Raw genomic sequence first — 17,768 nt, 5'->3', positions numbered from 1 at the left:
CGAAACAGAATGGCCATGTGTTTTCTTTTTCTGTATCAGCTTTGGTATGATGAAAGCAAAGAAACTCTAGGAGGCAGTTATGCAAAACTGGTATCAAATTTTCCCTCGCAATACATGGCTCAGCATTTATGCATGGACGATATTTTGCGTGTTACCGTTCTTTTTCATTTTTCGTTCTTCGTCTTCAACCGAGATCATTGCCGGCATCTTCTTGCTCGGAGCCTTTTTTGTCGCATACCGGTTCTCCTTTAGCTCGAAATCTTTCCTTGTCTACCTGTGGGTAAGCGTGGAAATGGCCATCAATATGGCGATGATTTTCTTGTTCGGTTACGTGTATCTGGCGATTTTCCTGGCCTTTTTTGTCGGTAATATCCGCAGCAAAGTCGGATTTTTTATTATCTACGGCTTGCATATCGGAACGACCATCGCCGCAATCATCTATGGGATGTTGATTGATTTTGAGCTATACATCACGCAATTGCCGTTTATCATCTTAAGTGTGCTCGGCGTCATCCTATTGCCGTTCAATACGTATAACCGGCATAAACGGGAGAAGCTTGAAGGAGCGCTTGAAGACGCCAACAAACGCATTTCCCAGCTCGTCTTGATCGAGGAGCGTGAGCGGATTGCGCGTGACCTTCACGACACACTCGGCCAGAAATTGTCATTGATCGGCTTAAAAAGTGATTTAGCGGGAAAACTATTAAATAAAGACCCAAAACGGGCAGCGGCAGAAATTCAAGACGTTCGCCAGACGGCCAGGACCGCCCTGAAAGAAGTGAGGGAATTGGTGACGGATATGCGCGGCACAAAACTCGAGGATGAGATTTTACGCATCCAGCAAATTTTAAAAGCGGCCGATATCGATTTTGTTTTTTATGGCAGTGCCAAACTTGATAATACGCCTTTATTAATGGAACACGTGCTGAGCATGTGCTTGAAAGAAGCGGTGACAAATGTGGTCAAGCATAGCGGGGCATCGCGCTGTACGGTACTGATCAAGCAGTCGCCAAGTGAAATTCTCGTGCAAGTGCAAGACGACGGCATCGGATTTCCGGATGGCAACCCGCTCATTCAAGGGCATGGGCTTGCCGGCATGAGGGAACGGCTCGAATTCGTCAATGGCCAAGTGGACATTGACGTCATGGATGGTACGACATTGAATATTCGGGTGCCGAATGTCATTCTTTATCAAAAAGCGGAGGGGAGAACATGATTCGAATTGTACTAGCGGAAGACCAACGCATGATGCTTGGTGCGCTCGGTTCACTATTGGACTTGGAAGACGATTTGGAAGTAGTCGGCATGGCACAGAACGGGGAAGAAGCGATTAGGCTTGTGCAGGAGCTTAACCCGGACGTCTGCGTGATGGACATTGAGATGCCGGTAAAAAGTGGATTGGACGCTGCGGAAGCGTTAAAAGACCATCCGTGCAAAACGATCATTTTGACGACTTTCGCCCGGTCCGGTTATTTTGAGCGGGCGAGAAAAGCGGGCGTCAGCGGTTATTTGCTGAAAGACAGTCCGAGCGAGGAGCTGGGAACGTCGATCCGCACCATTATGGACGGACGCCGTATTTATGCCCCAGAACTTGTAGATCTTGCTTACGCAGACATCAACCCGTTGACGGAGCGCGAGAGGCAAGTGATGGAGCTGATTACGGAAGGACGCAGTACGAAAGAGATCGCAAAAGAATTATTCATCACAACCGGCACTGTGCGGAATTATATTTCCACGATACTCGACAAGCTAGAAGCGAGCAATCGCATCGAAGCCATCGCCCGCTATCGTGAAAAAGGATGATACATGCAAAACGGCAGGACGGAAAAGCGCATGCTTTTCCGTCCTGCCGTTTTGCCTCAATCATAAAGCTTTTCCTGAAGCGAACCATCTTCAGCGTAAATATGCAGTTCACCGTTATGGCGATTGACGTAGCGTTTCGCTTCATTCATCAATTCATCTTTCGTTTCTTCGATGAGGATGGCTTTTTTGCTGTCTTTTTTCTTTAGCTGCCACCCCTCTGAATGCTTGCGGATTTCATAAATCGGCGACTCGTCGTCACTGCCCACAGTTTCCCGTGCCTGTTCGAGTGCAATCGGAATCGCCCGGCCTTCTTCGTAACCGTCCCGTAAAAGTGCGTTGGCGATTTCAATCGCTTTATTGCGGACTTTGTCATCCAAATTTTTGAAAGAATCCGGGTAATCATTCTTATTCCACGGCATAGTTATCGCCTCCTTGCCTCTCTATGCCCATTTAAATAGGAAATAAAACGTAAAGCCCCCTTTTCATATCTACTCAATATGTTACAGTGTTTTATAAGGAGGAGATGTCATGACAGATACAACTTATCAAATCATAGCTTTACTCGTTTACCTTGCAGCTATGTTATTCATTGGCTGGTATGCGTATAAGAAGACAGATGACTTATCCGATTACATGCTTGGAGGAAGAGGGCTGGGGCCGTCTGTAGCTGCGCTCAGCGCCGGTGCCTCGGATATGTCCGGATGGCTATTGCTCGGATTGCCGGGAGCCATTTATCTTGGGGGCCTAGTAGAAGTCTGGATCGCTATCGGGCTTACAATCGGTGCTTTCTTAAACTGGTTCTTCGTAGCACCACGCCTGCGAATCTACTCATTTGTCACCAGTGATTCCATCACTATTCCAAGCTTTTTAGAAAATCGCCTGAAAGACAGTTCACGTCTTTTGCGAATCGTTGCCGGTATTATTATTTTGATTTTCTTCACTTTTTACGTATCATCCGGTATGGTCGCTTCTGGCCTATTCTTCCAGAGCTCATTTGGAATGGATTATCATCTCGGCCTCGTTATCGGTTCGGTGGTAGTTGTTGCTTATACTTTATTTGGTGGATTCCTCGCCGTTAGTTATACGGACTTTGTGCAAGGGATTATGATGTTCCTGGCGCTTATCGCAGTTCCGGTCGTCGGGATTTTCGCTACCGGCGGATTGGGCGAAACTGCAGCGAGCATTCGTGAAGTCGACCCGAACATGCTGAGCTTGGTTTCAGGAGCTTCCACTATCGGTGTCATTTCTGCCGCAGCGTGGGGTCTTGGTTACTTCGGGCAGCCACATATCATCGTCCGTTTTATGGCCATCAAGACTTTGGGGGAAGTTCGTTCTGCCCGCCGCATCGGCATGGGCTGGATGATTCTTAGCCTTCTTGGAGCGACCGGTACGGCGTTGGTTGGTATTGCTTATTTCCAGCAAAATCCTCAAGCGACACTAGTCGACCCGGAAGCAGTATTCTTGGACATGAGCCAAATATTGTTCCATCCGCTAATCGCAGGTTTCGTTTTAGCAGCGGTTCTAGCGGCGATTATGAGTACGATTTCGTCTCAATTGCTCGTCAGCTCGTCTGCTTTGATCGAAGACTTATACAAAATCGCATTTAAGAAAGAATCAAGCCAAAAAGGCTATGTCATGCTCGGGCGTATTGCGGTAGCAGTCATTGCCGTTATTGCAGCCTCACTTGCATGGGAGCAAAACAATACGATCCTCGGATTGGTTGCTTATGCATGGGCAGGGTTTGGTGCGGCATTCGGACCGATCATCTTATTGTCCTTGTTCTGGCGCAAACTGACATCTAAAGGTGCACTAGCCGGGATGATTATTGGTGCCGTTACGGTGATCATCTGGGATTTGATTGGCACGGCGTCTGACGAAGTAGGAGCCACTGAGTTCACGACTTTCGTCGGCAGTGTCTACGAAATCATCCCTGGATTTATCCTCTGCTGGTTGGCCGCTTGGCTTGTCAGCTTGATCACCTACAAGCCAAATGCTGAAATCGAAGCAGAATTCGATGAAACAGTCCGCTTGATTCAAGAAGATAAAGAGTAACACTAAAAAGCAGGCTGCCCTGAAACTCAGGGCAGCCTGCTTTTTGTTTTGACCGTTTTTCGCATGGGCTAGGCTCTTAAATCGTGTCCGTCGTCATGGCTGAACATCCATTCAATTCCGAATTTGTCCTGAACTATGCCGTAACCTGAACTCCAAAATGTTTCTTGCATGTCCATGCGAACCTTGCCATCCCGCGCAAGCTGATTAAATTCTTTCGTCATCTTTTCGAGGTCGTCGGATAGGACGGTCACGTTAATATTGCTGCCGGCAGTGACTGGGGAATCCATCATGCCGTCCGAGAACATCACTGTACTGCCATGGATGTCGAGGCTCGTGTGCATGATGCGGTTTTTCATCTCCTCCGGCATTTCGTAGCCGGGCTCAGGAGGCATGTCCCCGAAGCGGGAGATTTCAGCTGGCTCTGCACCGAATACTTGTGCATAGTACTCCACGGCTTCTTGGCAATTTCCGTTAAAGATCATATAGACGTTAATTGACACATGAAAAACTCCTTTCCACTTGTTTATGTAAATCATATGATAATACGAACAAACATTCCCTTCCTTACATTATAATCATTGATGATTAAAAGTAAAGTCAGTAGAGTCAATTTTCAGATTTCTTTTTGCTTTTACTAGTTTAACCATCAAACTGAGGAGAAACGGAAGTTCGGGTGAAATTAGTCCCCTGTCCAAATAAAAAAGCTGATCCAAAAGCTAGGAGCTTTTGGATCAGCTGATTTCTAAGCTTATTTATTTTGCTGTTTTTTCGCTTCCCGCTCAAGGCGCTTAAAGCGGCGCAATTCCGATTTGCGGATTGGCGGCGCTTCGTCCCGGATAAGCTTAGTGAATGACCAAACCATCAGCAGCAGCAAGACGGTAAATGGCAAGGCTGATATGAGTGAGGCAGTCTGCAAAGCTTCAAGTCCGCCTGCATACAGAAGGACGGCTGCGATAGCAGACATCAAAACACCCCAGATGACTTTGAACAAAGTCGGAGGGTTCAAGCTGCCGAAACTCGTCATCGTCGCTAGAATATACGTAGCGGAGTCAGCTGAAGTCACTAGGAATGTGAATATCAGCAAAATCGCCAGAATGGACATGATCGAAGAAAGCGGCAATACATCAAAAGTTTGGAACAAAGCAGAAGTCAAATCGTTGTTGACGGCTTCTGCAATTCCTGTTCCTTGGTTCAAGTCGTACCAAAGGGCAGTTCCGCCAAAGACGGCGATCCATACACAAGCGATTGCCGGGGGAATGACCAATACACCGAAAACAAATTCACGTATGGTGCGCCCGCGGGAAACCCGTGCAACAAACGCGCCGACAAATGGCGACCAGGCAATAGCCCATGCCCAGTAGAAAATCGTCCATCCCAGAACCCAATCACCGCCTGTATATGGCTCCATGCGCAAGCTATACTGAACGAAATTGGTGATGTAATCGCCAAGTGCAAGGACAAATGTCTCCATAATAAAGACGGTTGGGCCGGCGAAAAAGACAAAAATCATTAAAAGAAGTGCTAACCCTAAGTTCAAATTACTCAAATAGGCGATTCCCTTGTGAAGGCCTGTAGAAGATGACAAGGTATATGCGGCGAACATGACGCCAATGATTGCCAATTGAATAGGGAACGCGTTATCGATGCCGAACACCGAATTCAATCCGCCGTTCATCTGAAGCACGCCGAGTCCGAGTGAAGTGGCAATCCCCATGACAGTTGCAATAACAGCTAATGAATCAACTGCATGCTTGACGATCGGTCTTGACCCCATGACAGGCTCAAGTGCAGTGGAGACAAGTCCTGGCTTTTTCTTGCGAAATTGCAAAAAGCCGATAACCAAACCAACGATTGCGAACACTGACCATTGGCTGACGCCCCAGTGGAAGAACGAGTAGCCCATTGCAATGCGTGCCGATTCAGCTGTTTGCGCTTCGTTGCCGAATGGCGTCGTAAAGAAATGGCTCATCGGTTCTGCCACACCCCAAAAAACGAGGCCAGCCCCAAATCCGGCGGAAAACAGCATGCCGATCCAAGTAAAGAACGGGAACTCCGGACGGTCGGAATCTGCTCCGAGCCGGATGCTTCCGTATTTGCTAATCGCTATAACAAAGAGGAAAATAACGATAATGAAGACGGCTAATAAGTAGAACCAACCGAAGTTAAATGTAGTGAAGTTGAATAAGGTGCCGGCCACTTCACCGAAACGAACCGGCATAAATGCCCCAGCAATAACCAACAGCAGGATCACGGCTGTCGATACGATGAACACGGGGTTTTTCAGTAATTTTCTGTCCATGATGCCCTCCTTTAGGTAATGAGATTTAGTTTTCCTATACCTTAGCCTATCGAAAATAAGACCTAAAAACCACCCATTTCCCAGAAAAACATCATGAATAAGGAAAAAGTGACCATTTGCACAGCAAATAATACAAAGCGGGAAAGCTTATCAAATTAAGGCAAACCACCAAATAGCAAAAGAGGAGTGTGTTGAAGATGAAATTAGATCATATTGTCCACTTTACGAAACAGAGCCCTTTAAAAAGCAGTGAATACTGGAATGCTGCCGGGTTCCATGCAGTCGTCGGAGGCAGCCATAAAAACTGGGGCACCCATAATGCCTTGATGTATGGGCCCGATTATTATATCGAATGGCTGACATCCGAGGATGAAGAGCTTGCAGCTCGGTCCAGCCATCCCTTGGTTGAACATTTGCGCTATGACCAACAAGGGTTTGGAACAATCTGTCTGAGGTCGGACAATCTGGAACTGCTGTCGAAACAGCTCGAATCTCGCGGGTTTCGGACGATCGGGCCTACAGATGCTGAGCGGCAGACCGAAACAGGCGAACTGATCCGCTGGAAAATGCTTTTTATTGATCAGGAGATTTCAATGGCATTGCCGCTGCCTTTTTTTATCGAATGGGAACAAGAGGATAAGGGACGTTTTGCTGCTTTGAAAAGCAATGGAACAATTCAAGCCGTAAACGAGCAGTTGCAATTGGACACTTTGTTTTTTTCAGTAAACGATAAAGAACAAAGTGAAACCCAGTGGAAGAAACTGCTTGGCGGTTCGCTGGAACTCGGAAACTGCCGGCTTTCTTTCGAGGAGGGCGAGGGGAAAGAACGGCTGTCCAAAGTCTGTTTTGCGTCAGCTGAACGAGAGCTTTTATTTGAGCACGGTCTCTACCAGGTCCCGCGTTTTGAATAGGTTTAGGTGTGGTATTGTGATAGGATAAAGGGATCAGGTGGAACGGCAGTTCTGCTGAAGGGGGCAACAGAATTATGGAACCATTAAATGAACGAGCAATTATCGTAGGTGTCCAATTACAAAAAGACACTCATTTCGAATACAGCATGGAAGAGCTAGAGAATTTAGCGGGAGCGCTCGGAGTTGAAGTAGTCGGCGAGCTGAACCAAAACTTGGACCGCATCAATCCAGCCCATTATATCGGCAGCGGAAAAGTCGATGAACTCAAGGCACTCTACGAAGAAGTGGACGCCAATTTGATCATTTTCAATGATGAATTATCGCCTTCGCAGATCCGCAATCTTGAAGAAGATTTAGAGTGCAAAGTGATCGACCGGACCATGCTCATCTTGGATATTTTCTCAAGACGTGCCCATACACGGGAAGCGCAAGTGCAAGTGGAATTGGCGCAATTGCAATACATGCTTCCGCGCCTTGTCGGTCTACGTGCATCGCTCGGGCGCCAAGGCGGCGGCAGCAGTGGCGGTCTTGCCAACCGTGGTGCGGGTGAGACGAAGCTCGAACTCGACCGTCGGAAAATTGAAGACCAAATCACCAAGCTCAGACGTGAGCTCGAACAAATAAAAGAACAGCGCACCACACAGCGTAAGCAACGCTTGAAAAAAGGCATGGCGAATGTATCGCTCGTCGGCTACACGAATGCCGGCAAGTCGACGATCATGAACGGCCTACTGAACAAAACAGGGCAAGATGACGACAAGCAAGTGTTTGAAAAAGATATGCTGTTTGCGACACTCGATACGTCCATCCGCCAAATCCGACTCGAAGACAACAAAACATTCTTGCTGTCCGATACGGTGGGATTTGTTAGCCGCTTGCCGCATCACCTCGTCAAGGCATTCCGCTCCACTCTAGAAGAAGCGCGCAACGCGGACTTGCTGCTTCACGTCGTGGATGTATCGAACGACGAGCATAATTACATGATGCAAGTGACCGATGCCACGCTTCAGGAAGTGGGTGTCGAAAATGTGCCGACTTTATACGTCTATAATAAATCGGACCTTGCTGGTGTAGCCTATCCGAAAGCCAGCAAAGACAGTGTTTGGATCTCTGCGAAAGAAGGCGTAGGTCTGGATGAACTGTTGGAAAGCATACGTGAACGATTGTTTTCAGACCATGTAACATGCCGGATGGAAATTCCGTTCGATCGCGGAGATGTGGTTGCGTATTTAAACGACCATACCACTATTAAAGAAACCGAATACGGGGAAGCCGGCACGTTGATGACGGTAGAACTGAGCCGGGCAGATTACGACCGCTACGAACAATTCGTGGTCGGCAAATAACAACAAGCTGGAGGATCGTTCTCCAGCTTTTTATTATGGCTGTTTGAACAATGGATACCGTTTCATAATTAAACGCTGGCAAATTGGGTAAACTGTGAGTATGGTGCATATACTGTATAATGAATCCCAAGTCTTGAAAAGGAGTGTGAACGCCATGACCAAATGGATGGCAGTCATAGGTTCTGGAGTTGTCGCGGTCGGCCTCAGCGCTTGCAGTGAAACCCAGGCTCCTACGACACAAGAAGACATCGAAACCTCTCCAGAGGAAACTCCGGAAGAAACGCAAAGTGCTTCTGAAATATACGTGGAAGCGGTGGGTGCGGCGCAGCAAACAGAAAGTGTGCGGGCACAATCGATCACTGAACAAAATATGAAAATGCTGCCGGACGGTATGGAGATCGACATGACCATTGATTCCGATATGGAGATGACATACGCGCCATTGGCATTTCACCAAACAGGGGAAACGAGCATCGTTTCAGAAGACATCGAAAATACCAATCCCATGCTTTCGGAAATGTATTTGACGGAAGATGGCCTATTCATGCATGAGACGTCTGTCGATATGTGGTTGAAGATGCCGGAAGAAGTGCACGAAGACATGGCGGCGCTGGCCGGACAGAAATCAGCCGATCCCGCTCGCCAGTTGGAAGAGCTCGAAGGCTTTGAAGAAGAATTCGTGCTGGAAGAAACGGAAGAGGCATACGTATTGACCTTGGATGCTTCGGGAGAGCAGTTCCAAAGTTTGATGGATGAGCATTTGCAGAAAACCTTGGGCCAGATGGAAATTGAAGCACCGTTGTCTCCGGAAGATCTGGAAGTTCATTCGGTGAATTATGTGATTACGCTCGATAAAGAAAGTTATTTAGCGGATCGGATTGAAGTCGACTTGGCATTGGATGTGGACGTGCGAGGCGACATGATGGCAATCGAATCGCAGATGCAAGTAGACTATAGCGATTATGATGCCATCGAGCCGATTGAAATCCCGCCTGAAGTCTTCGAACAAGCGCAGGAAATCGAGTTTTAATAGCATGAAACAACAAGCAGAGGGGTTCTTCCCTCTGCTTTTTTTGTATTGGGATAAATGTTGTGTCGGTATTTAACTAGCTTGTGCTATAAGACTCCGCTCCAAAGGCTGCTTTGGGCTTGCAGCTGATACGAAAGGACGTCGTATCCAATGTGGAGCAAAAGGAGAGATGAGTCAGGAAGGGTGTTTTAGGCTTTTTATGTATAAATAGCTAGTGTGATGAGACTGCGCTCCAGTGGCTGCTTTGGGCCTGCAGGATGCAGGTCATGCAGCTGATGCGACAGGACGTCGCGCTTTCAGCTGCCCGGGGATGGGGCGGGTGTTGAGCCAATGTGCCAAAGTGCGCGGCACATTTGTCTCGCCAGCCCGCTCGGTCCCCCAGGAGTCAGCCATTTCCGCTAGGTCTCTAGGTTTCGAGTGGTTTCGAATTTCTGTCCGTTTCATTAGCTAGCAAACTGTTGAAGACATCTCTCTGTTGCCAAGATACGTGTCGCACATTTCTTCTCAAAAATTGGAGAGGTAAAAACCGTTCTCAACTTCAACTGAACGAGTCAAGCTAGTTTTCTGTTCAAGACAGCCCACTGAGGAAGTGATTCCCCATCCAGCGGATGAAAGCTTCAGAAGCGCATAACGATTTAACAATCTACACCAATGAAATCTCCTAGCCGCCTAGCGCAAAGGGGTGAGCCGAAGCAATGAGACAGGTGCTCTTCCTGGCTCATTGCAAGAGGCCATCCCAAAGCAAGGCGGCGAATTTATGCGTGACGTCAGAACAAAAAGTGTCACACTTTCGCACCTAACGTCCAGCTCACTTTCCCGACACTATTCCAAGGAAGCGATTTCCCCACCAGTGGACGAAAATTACGGAAGTACATAAAAAACTAACATTCTCCATCAATGAAATCTACCAGCCGCCTAGCGCAAAGGGTGAGCCGGTGTAGTGAGTGAAAAGTTGCATTCAAGCATCTTACCAAAAACCTTGCTCCCACATCTGCCAGCAGATGCGTCGCAAATGAATCGGCTCAACTTCCTTTCACCAATTCATTGGCTCATTGCGAAAGGCCAACCTAAAGCAAGGCGGCGACTCCAACCGTGATGCCCGGAAAATCTGCGATACATTTCCGCACCTAACTTCCAGCTCACTTTGCCACGCCAAATCATAACAAAACAACAATTGCTATATTTCAAAACAGCCACGTGAAGTTTCATGCCCCCACATTTGCAACGGCTGAATAGTATCAAGCCCCACAAATCCGAATAAAACGTGAACATTTTGGGTGAACAAAAATCCAATTGAAAGTAATTCTCAATTATCCCTTGACGCTAATTTTTATACTGCTATACTAAAAATCAGTGAACAACTGATAATCATTATCATTCTCAATTAGAATGAACAGCAAATAGGGAGCGTCATGTATGAAAAAACGCATTTTAATACCCATATTGATCGTCCTATCATTTGTCTCCCTGTTCGTCGGAGTCAGCAGCATCAGTCCGGTCGATCTCCTGGATTTTAATTCAGAAGAAACACAGATTTTTCTCGTCAGCCGCTTTCCGAGGCTAGTCGCCATTTTGTTGGCGGGGGCCGGCATGAGCATGGCGGGTCTTATCATGCAGCAATTGAGCCGCAATAAATTCGTTTCGCCGACGACTGCCGGAACACTCGATGCGACGCGGCTCGGCATTCTCGTATCGATGCTATTGTTTGCCAACGCCTCGATGATCGAAAAGATGGCGGTGGCATTTCTCTTTGCTTTAGCCGGGACGTTTTTGTTCATGCAAATCCTTAACCGCATCAAATTCAAAGATGCCATCTTTATCCCGCTCATCGGTTTGATGTTCGGCAATATTTTGTCTTCGATCACAACGTTTTTCGCATACCGTGCCGACGTCATCCAGAATATGTCCGCTTGGCTGCAAGGGGATTTTTCGATGGTCATGAAAGGCAGCTACGAACTTCTGTACATAAGTGTACCGGTCTTCATTATCGCTTATATGTATGCCAACCGCTTTACAGTGGCGGGAATGGGTGAGGATTTCTCGAAAAACTTGGGGCTGAAATACCGCAGTGTCGTCAATATCGGTTTGGTGCTGGTTGCGCTCATTACGGCTACAGTGGTCTTGACGGTCGGCATGATTCCGTTCCTCGGTTTGATTATCCCGAATATCGTCTCCATCTTCAAAGGAGATCACCTTCAAAAAACTTTGCCGCATACGGCGATGCTCGGGGCGATTTTCCTATTGATCTGCGACATTCTCGGGCGCGTATTGATCTACCCGTATGAGATCACGATCAGCCTGATGGTGGGCGTCATTGGAAGCTTTATCTTCCTGATCCTGTTGTTTAGGAGGAAAGCGTATGCGTGATGTACATAAATTATGGCTGCTTGTCGGCTTGGCAGCGGCAGCTTGTGGATTGTATTTGTTCCACGGTTTAAATGGCAGCTTTGATTACGCGCTTCCGAGAAGGGGCGTCAAAGTGTTTGCGATGGTGATGACTGGTATCGCAATCGCTTATGCAACGGTCGTGTTCCAGACCATCACCCATAACCGCATTTTGACGCCTAGCATTATGGGCTTGGATTCGCTGTATTTGTTATTGCAGACGGTGCTCATTTTCTTTTTAGGCTCAGGGCATTTTACGATCATCAATAAACAAGTGAACTTCCTATTGTCGATTGCTGTCATGGTCGTCTTTGCATTGTTGTTCTACAAATTGCTCTTTAAGAAAGGCAATCAGCCGATTTACTTCCTTCTATTGATAGGCATCATTCTCGGGACGTTTTTCGGCAGTGTGTCGACCTTCCTGCAAGTGCTGATCGACCCGAATGAATTCCAGATTATCCAAGACCGCATGTTCGCCAGCTTCAATAACGTCAATGCGGAGCTTGTATGGATCTCGCTATTGTTTATTGTCGGATTGATTGGTTTGGCGTGGCGCGATAATGCGAAGCTGGATGTGTTGTCGCTTGGGCGCGATACGGCGGTCAATTTAGGTGTCGAATATGATGCGCTCGTCAAGAAAATGCTTGTGCTTGCGGCGGTGCTCATTGCGATTGCGACAGCGCTCGTCGGGCCGATTACATTTTTCGGTTTGATCGTCGCGAATTTGTCTTACCAGTTTTTCAAATCGTATAAGCATTCCGTGTTGATCACGGGAGCGAGCATCATCAGTATTTTCGCGTTAGTCGGCGGTCAATGGGTCGTGGAGCGCGTCTTCACCTTCAATACAACGCTCAGCGTCATCATCAATTTCATCGGCGGGGTGTATTTCATCTATCTGCTATTAAAGGAGAGTCGATCTAAATGATCCAAGTTCGGGAATTGACAAAATTATATGGCAAGAAGCAAGTCGTGGAAAACGTCTCGGTCGATATTCGGCAAGGGCAGATTACTTCGTTTATCGGGCCGAACGGGGCTGGGAAGTCGACTTTGCTGTCGATGGTCAGCCGGCTGTTGGATGCCGATACCGGTGAAGTGGTAATCGATAAAACCAATACGAAAAAAATGAAGTCAAACGAGTTCTCGAAGCGCGTCTCCATTTTAAAGCAGTCGAATTATATGAATGTACGGCTGACGATTCGGGAGTTGGTGTCGTTCGGGCGTTTTCCATATTCAAAGGGGCGCTTGAATGCAGAAGATGAACAAATGGTCGACCAAGCGATCGATTATATGGACCTTGTCGACATGCAGGATTCTTATTTGGATGAACTGTCAGGAGGCCAGCGCCAACGCGCCTTTATCGCGATGGTCATCGCTCAAGATACTGATTACGTATTGCTTGATGAGCCCTTGAACAATTTGGATATGAAGCATTCGGTGCAGATCATGAAAATTTTGCGCCGTCTGGTGGATGAACTCGGTAAGACAGTGGTCATCGTGTTGCACGATATCAATTTTGCCTCCGTGTATTCGGACCGGATTGTCGCATTGAAAGAAGGGCGCGTCGTCAAAGATGGGCCGACTGAAGAAATCATTCAATCGGCTGCATTAAAGGAGATTTATGATATGGACATCCCAATTCAGCAAATGAATGATTGCCGGATTTGTGTGTACTTTAATTCCTGAAGCCCTATTGGCGATTTCGACAAGGATATATACAATCTGTGTGGAAGATTACTTCTATGCAGGTTTTTTAATTTTCTGAAGGGTATGGATATAGAAAGACTTTCCAATAAGCGCAACGCGATATCGCGCTAAGGAAGAAGGTGCAAGTGATGAAACGTGTTTTTTATCCGTTGGCAATGGCTACGCTGCTCGGGTTTTTCGGCATTTTGTTCTATTATCAACAGGAGCCGGTACGTGAACTCGACGAGCGGGGGGGTTCTTTACTTGGCGGAATTGGGTGGCTCGATGCGATGTCCATTATCGGCGAACAATGGATGATTTTCAGCATCAGCTTTCTGTTGCTGGTCTTCTTGTGGATCTTCCGGAAAAACTATAGGGGAATGCTGTTTGTGTTTCTCGCGGTTGGAGCTGGGAATGTGCTCAATCATTTGATGAAAGAATGGTTCGAGCGTCCAAGGCCGAATTTCCCCCAAGAGCTCGCAACTTATAGTTTTCCGTCCAACCACGCCATGGTCGGGCTTTTGTACTTGTTCACCTTGGCTTATTTTATCGGGCAATCTGCCACGAAGTCTATGCGTCTATTGGTTTGGTGCGTTGCTATCGCGCTCACGATACTGGTGGCTTTGTCGCGTGTGGCGGGTGGCGAGCATTATATCTCGGACATCTTGGCGGGAATGTTCCTCGGCTATACATGGTTTGTGCTGGTTGCCATTTGGTACGAAATGCGGGAGCGGCAATTTCGCAAGCGCAGGCCGGTGCAAAGCGAATAGGCGAGTGCAGCAGAATAATAAAAAACCGAACGGAGAAGGACGCTTCTCCGTTCGGTTTTTATTTGTATGAAGACCCCTAAGTTTTTCTCTCTCTAGCTAAACTATACTTTGCCGGAGACCGGCCGTTCGTCTCCCAGTTGATTGAGCCGGTCGGCGAAATTGTCTGCACGTCCCGATGAACCGCGCAGCACATCTTGCATCGAGTAAGCTTGCGAACCGTGCTCTGAAAAATCCAATCCGATCTCTTCTTCTTCAGCTGTCACGCGCAGCGGCGTTACAACATTGATGAGCAAGAGCACAGCGCCTGTGGTGACGGATGCCCAAGCAACTACAGCCAGTACGCCGACTGCTTGGATTCCTAGGATTTCAGCACCACCTCCATAGAGGAGGCCGCCATTGACATCGAAAAAGCCGATTGCGAGCGTTCCCCAAATCCCGGCAATACCGTGAACAGAGACAGCCCCCACTGGATCGTCCACGCGAATTTTAGTATCCAATATATGGACAGCTTCAGTCATAATGATCCCGGCTAGCAATCCGATAATGATCGCACCGAGGAAGGAAACATTGGCAGCTCCTGCAGTGATTCCGACAAGGCCGGCAAGCGCGCCGTTCATTGTCAAGGTACCGTCAATGCGTCCATAGCGGAAGCGGGTATACAAGGCAGTTGCCAAAACACCGGCAGATGCAGCGAGTAAGGTGTTAGCGATGACTGGCGGCACGAGCGCAGGGTCGGCAGCGAGCGTGCTGCCTCCGTTAAAGCCGAACCAGCCAAGCCATAGGATGAAGACGCCGAGTGCTCCGAGTGGCAAGCTGTGGCCAGGGATCGAATTGACGGTCTTCCCGGAATATTTGCCAAGGCGCGGACCGATTTTCCATGCGGCGACAAATGCTGCGACAGCGCCTGTCAAGTGGACGACAGTAGATCCGGCAAAGTCAATAAAGCCGATTTGTGACAACCAGCCGCCGCCCCATACCCAGTGGCCAACAATGGGATAAATGATGGCTGTCATTGCGATAGTCAATAAGATGTAAGCGGTCAGGTGCATGCGCTCTGCCACGGCACCAGAGATGATTGTTGCGCATGTTGCAGCGAAGACGGCTTGGAAAACGAAGAATCCGATATCCGTAACGCCCGATAAAGCGAATCCTTCTGTTCCGATCAACCCGAATGATGATGGACCGAACATGATGGCATATCCGACAATGAAATAAAGAATCGATCCAAGTGAAATGGTGATCATGTTTTTCATTAATATATTCAGGGTATTTTTAGAACGGGTAAATCCGGTTTCCACCATGGCGAATCCGGCATGCATGAAGAACACGAGCATTGCGCCGAGCATGACCCACAACATATCAACTGAACTTTGTACAGCTTCCATAATAATCTCCCCTTATCCAATCGCGACAGCGCCGCGTTCTTTTGTTCGGATGCGAATGGCTTCTTCGACGGGCAAAATAAAAATCTTTCCATCTCCAACTTCGCCGGTGGAGGCGTAATCGAGCAAGGCTTGAATGATGTCTTCGACTTTTTCATCTTCGACCACCATCTCTAATTTTAGTTTCGGTGAGAATTCCATGCGATAAGCATTCCCCCGGAACAAGCCGACGCGCCCTTCCTGCTTGCCGATTCCGGCGATTTCCGTTACGGTCAAGCCATCGATTCCTTCTAACGCTAAAGCTTGCCGAACATCCGCAAAAACCGAAGGACGGATTATAGTCTCAATCTTTTTCATACGCTTTCCTCCTTATGTCAGGTTTTCTAACATCTACTTCTTGTTAGGTTTGTTAACATATTAATCAATATTTTCTGACAATGCAAGTATTATTTTAACTTGTGTTAGGTTTCCTTACGTGTAAACGCTTGCAAATGGCGTGGGTTCTAGCGAACTAGAAATTTAGACTTTTAAAAGAAAAAGGTGATAACGATGTATCGAATTCCAGAAGAGTTGGCGGAGTGGGGCAAGCAGCGCATAGCCGAATATCCTTGCGAAGGGTTCGTTTGGGGCAGCGGCCCTGAAAAGCCTGCTTTAATGTTGGTCGGAGAAGCGCCGGGTGAAAACGAAGTGGAGACGGGTATTCCGTTCACTGGACGAGCTGGGAAAGAATTAATGGATTCGCTTGCGGGCGTCGGTTTGACGAGAGAAGATGTCTATATTACGAGTGCGGTTAGGAGCCGTCCATATAAATGGGGAGAAAAACGCAAACGCGATGGCGAAGTGGTAGAAAGGAAATACAACCGTACGCCGAATAAAAAAGAAATCATAGCCCATGCGCCGATATTGGATGAAGAAATTCGGGCGGTGAAGCCGCCATTAATTGTGACGCTAGGCAATATCGGCTTGCAGAGGCTCATCGGCCCACAGGCGAAAATTACACAATTGCACGGCACCTTAATTGAGACGCCCGTTCTCTATTGGGATGAAGAAAAGCTTTGTTTTGAAGAAACGGCTGAGAGCTATCATATTTTTCCGACCTTTCATCCAGCAAGTGTCTTTTATAATCCTGCTGTCCGCGAACACCGGGATGCAGATTGGCAGAAACTCGGGAGATTGATCCGTCCGTAATATGCTTGAATAATGGAAAACCTTTCCTCGTTAAAAAAAGTTGCGCTAAGGAAACTTTTAACGTAGAATAACCTTATTCATTAGAAACGGAAGGAAGTTTGGTTTATGGACAGTACGGTATTATTCGCGCTAGGCTTAACTGTTTTCGCGGGTCTTGCGACAGGGGTCGGCAGTTTTATCGCCTTTTTTGCTTCGCGCACAAATACGAAATTCCTGTCTGTGTCGCTCGGTTTCTCGGCAGGTGTCATGATTTATGTATCAATGATCGAGATTTTCTTTAAATCCAAAGATTCGTTGACGGCAGCGCACGGCGAAACCAATGGCTATTGGCTGACGCTCCTCGGCTTTTTCGGCGGTATGATTTTCATGGCGGCATTAGACCGTGTGTTGCCTCAGTTGGGAAATCCGCATGAAGTGAAAACGGTGGAAGACATGGATGAAGGCCCAACGAACGATGAGTATGCCCGGTTGCGCAAAATGGGGATTTTCACGGCGCTGGCGATTGCCATCCATAACTTTCCCGAAGGAATCGCAACGTTCATGTCGGCAATGCAAGATCCAGCGCTCGGCATTGCGATTGCGATTGCCGTAGCAATCCACAATATTCCGGAAGGTATCGCAGTTTCTGTACCAATTTATTACGCGACAGGGAGTAAGAAAAAAGCATTCAAGTACAGTTTTCTTTCGGGCTTGGCCGAGCCGGTCGGTGCAATTGCGGCATGGTTATTCTTGATGCCGTTCCTCAGCGATACTTTGTTCGGCATTGTCTTTGCGGGTGTAGCAGGCATCATGGTCTTCATCTCGCTGGATGAATTATTGCCTGCAGCGAAGCGTTATGATGAAGCGCATCTGTCGATCTACGGATTAATTGCCGGAATGATTGTGATGGCTATGAGCTTGGTTCTTCTTGCGTAACTTG

The 17,768-nt window shown here is 47.6% G+C and carries 17 protein-coding genes; 12 read left to right on the top strand and 5 right to left on the bottom strand.

Going from position 1 to position 17,768, the window contains the following annotated elements; genetic code table 11:
• The first annotated feature begins 79 nt into the window (after positions 1-79).
• Complete coding sequence (locus ACFO5U_RS01030; protein ID WP_377275889.1) at positions 80-1,216, top strand: sensor histidine kinase; 1,137 nt, start codon at positions 80-82, stop codon at positions 1,214-1,216.
• Positions 1,213-1,803: a response regulator gene (locus ACFO5U_RS01025; RefSeq protein WP_377275887.1), complete on the top strand. Its 591-nt coding sequence runs from the start codon at positions 1,213-1,215 to the stop codon at positions 1,801-1,803. The genes ACFO5U_RS01030 and ACFO5U_RS01025 overlap by 4 nt, the downstream gene beginning before the upstream one ends.
• Positions 1,804-1,859: 56 nt before the next feature.
• Here the strand turns inward: ACFO5U_RS01025 and ACFO5U_RS01020 are convergent, their stop codons facing one another.
• Positions 1,860-2,222 (bottom strand): DUF2188 domain-containing protein, encoded by a 363-nt coding sequence (locus ACFO5U_RS01020; protein ID WP_377275885.1) that lies wholly within the window; start codon positions 2,220-2,222, stop codon positions 1,860-1,862.
• Between the two features lie 109 nt (positions 2,223-2,331).
• Between ACFO5U_RS01020 and putP the strand changes: the two genes are divergently transcribed.
• Positions 2,332-3,855, top strand: coding sequence for a sodium/proline symporter PutP (putP, locus tag ACFO5U_RS01015; RefSeq protein WP_377275884.1), 1,524 nt, complete (start codon positions 2,332-2,334; stop codon positions 3,853-3,855).
• A gap of 68 nt (positions 3,856-3,923) precedes the next feature.
• Here putP and ACFO5U_RS01010 read toward each other — a convergent pair whose 3' ends face one another.
• Both ACFO5U_RS01010 and ACFO5U_RS01005 read right to left on the bottom strand, forming a co-directional pair.
• A complete protein-coding gene (locus tag ACFO5U_RS01010) occupies positions 3,924-4,355 on the bottom strand; it encodes a VOC family protein (protein ID WP_377275882.1) in 432 nt (143 codons plus the stop codon).
• Positions 4,356-4,603: 248 nt separating this feature from the next.
• A complete protein-coding gene (locus tag ACFO5U_RS01005; RefSeq protein ID WP_377275880.1) occupies positions 4,604-6,154 on the bottom strand; it encodes a BCCT family transporter in 1,551 nt (516 codons plus the stop codon).
• A 197-nt stretch (positions 6,155-6,351) separates the two neighbouring features.
• Here ACFO5U_RS01005 and ACFO5U_RS01000 point away from each other — a divergent pair, with 197 nt between their 5' ends.
• The 7 genes from ACFO5U_RS01000 to ACFO5U_RS00970 all read left to right on the top strand — a co-directional run bounded on the left by ACFO5U_RS01000 (position 6,352) and on the right by ACFO5U_RS00970 (position 14,279).
• On the top strand, positions 6,352-7,065 hold the full coding sequence (locus tag ACFO5U_RS01000; protein WP_377275878.1) for a VOC family protein: 714 nt from the start codon (positions 6,352-6,354) through the stop codon (positions 7,063-7,065).
• Positions 7,066-7,139: 74 nt separating this feature from the next.
• A complete protein-coding gene (hflX, locus tag ACFO5U_RS00995) occupies positions 7,140-8,411 on the top strand; it encodes a GTPase HflX (protein WP_377275876.1) in 1,272 nt (423 codons plus the stop codon).
• A gap of 154 nt (positions 8,412-8,565) precedes the next feature.
• Positions 8,566-9,441, top strand: coding sequence for a DUF6612 family protein (locus ACFO5U_RS00990; protein WP_377275874.1), 876 nt, complete (start codon positions 8,566-8,568; stop codon positions 9,439-9,441).
• A gap of 1,416 nt (positions 9,442-10,857) precedes the next feature.
• Positions 10,858-11,808: an ABC transporter permease gene (locus tag ACFO5U_RS00985; protein WP_377275872.1), complete on the top strand. Its 951-nt coding sequence runs from the start codon at positions 10,858-10,860 to the stop codon at positions 11,806-11,808.
• Positions 11,801-12,751 carry an iron chelate uptake ABC transporter family permease subunit gene (locus ACFO5U_RS00980; RefSeq protein ID WP_377275870.1) on the top strand — a complete coding sequence of 317 codons (951 nt, stop codon included), beginning with the start codon at positions 11,801-11,803 and terminating at the stop codon, positions 12,749-12,751. The genes ACFO5U_RS00985 and ACFO5U_RS00980 overlap by 8 nt, the downstream gene beginning before the upstream one ends.
• Entirely contained in the window at positions 12,748-13,509 is a 762-nt protein-coding gene (locus tag ACFO5U_RS00975; protein ID WP_377275868.1) for an iron ABC transporter ATP-binding protein, read from the top strand. Before ACFO5U_RS00980 ends, ACFO5U_RS00975 begins: the two co-directional genes overlap by 4 nt.
• A gap of 149 nt (positions 13,510-13,658) precedes the next feature.
• Positions 13,659-14,279, top strand: coding sequence for a phosphatase PAP2 family protein (locus ACFO5U_RS00970; RefSeq protein WP_465264059.1), 621 nt, complete (start codon positions 13,659-13,661; stop codon positions 14,277-14,279).
• Positions 14,280-14,380: 101 nt separating this feature from the next.
• Here ACFO5U_RS00970 and ACFO5U_RS00965 read toward each other — a convergent pair whose 3' ends face one another.
• Together ACFO5U_RS00965 and ACFO5U_RS00960 are read right to left on the bottom strand one after the other, a co-directional pair.
• A complete protein-coding gene (locus tag ACFO5U_RS00965; protein ID WP_377275865.1) occupies positions 14,381-15,664 on the bottom strand; it encodes an ammonium transporter in 1,284 nt (427 codons plus the stop codon).
• Between the two features lie 12 nt (positions 15,665-15,676).
• Entirely contained in the window at positions 15,677-16,018 is a 342-nt protein-coding gene (locus tag ACFO5U_RS00960; RefSeq protein ID WP_370668016.1) for a P-II family nitrogen regulator, read from the bottom strand.
• A 192-nt stretch (positions 16,019-16,210) separates the two neighbouring features.
• On the opposite strand from ACFO5U_RS00960, the gene ACFO5U_RS00955 reads away from it, so the two are divergent.
• Positions 16,211-16,849 (top strand): uracil-DNA glycosylase, encoded by a 639-nt coding sequence (locus ACFO5U_RS00955; protein WP_377275863.1) that lies wholly within the window; start codon positions 16,211-16,213, stop codon positions 16,847-16,849.
• Positions 16,850-16,954: 105 nt separating this feature from the next.
• Positions 16,955-17,764, top strand: a complete 810-nt coding sequence (zupT, locus tag ACFO5U_RS00950) for a zinc transporter ZupT (RefSeq protein ID WP_377275861.1) — start codon at positions 16,955-16,957, stop codon at positions 17,762-17,764.
• The last annotated feature ends 4 nt before the right edge of the window (positions 17,765-17,768 follow it).

Source organism: Planococcus dechangensis (assembly GCF_042654465.1).
GTDB lineage: Bacteria > Bacillota > Bacilli > Bacillales_A > Planococcaceae > Planococcus > Planococcus dechangensis.
The sequence above is the reverse complement of the archived record's forward strand: the minus strand, read 5'-3'. Positions and strand labels throughout refer to the sequence as shown.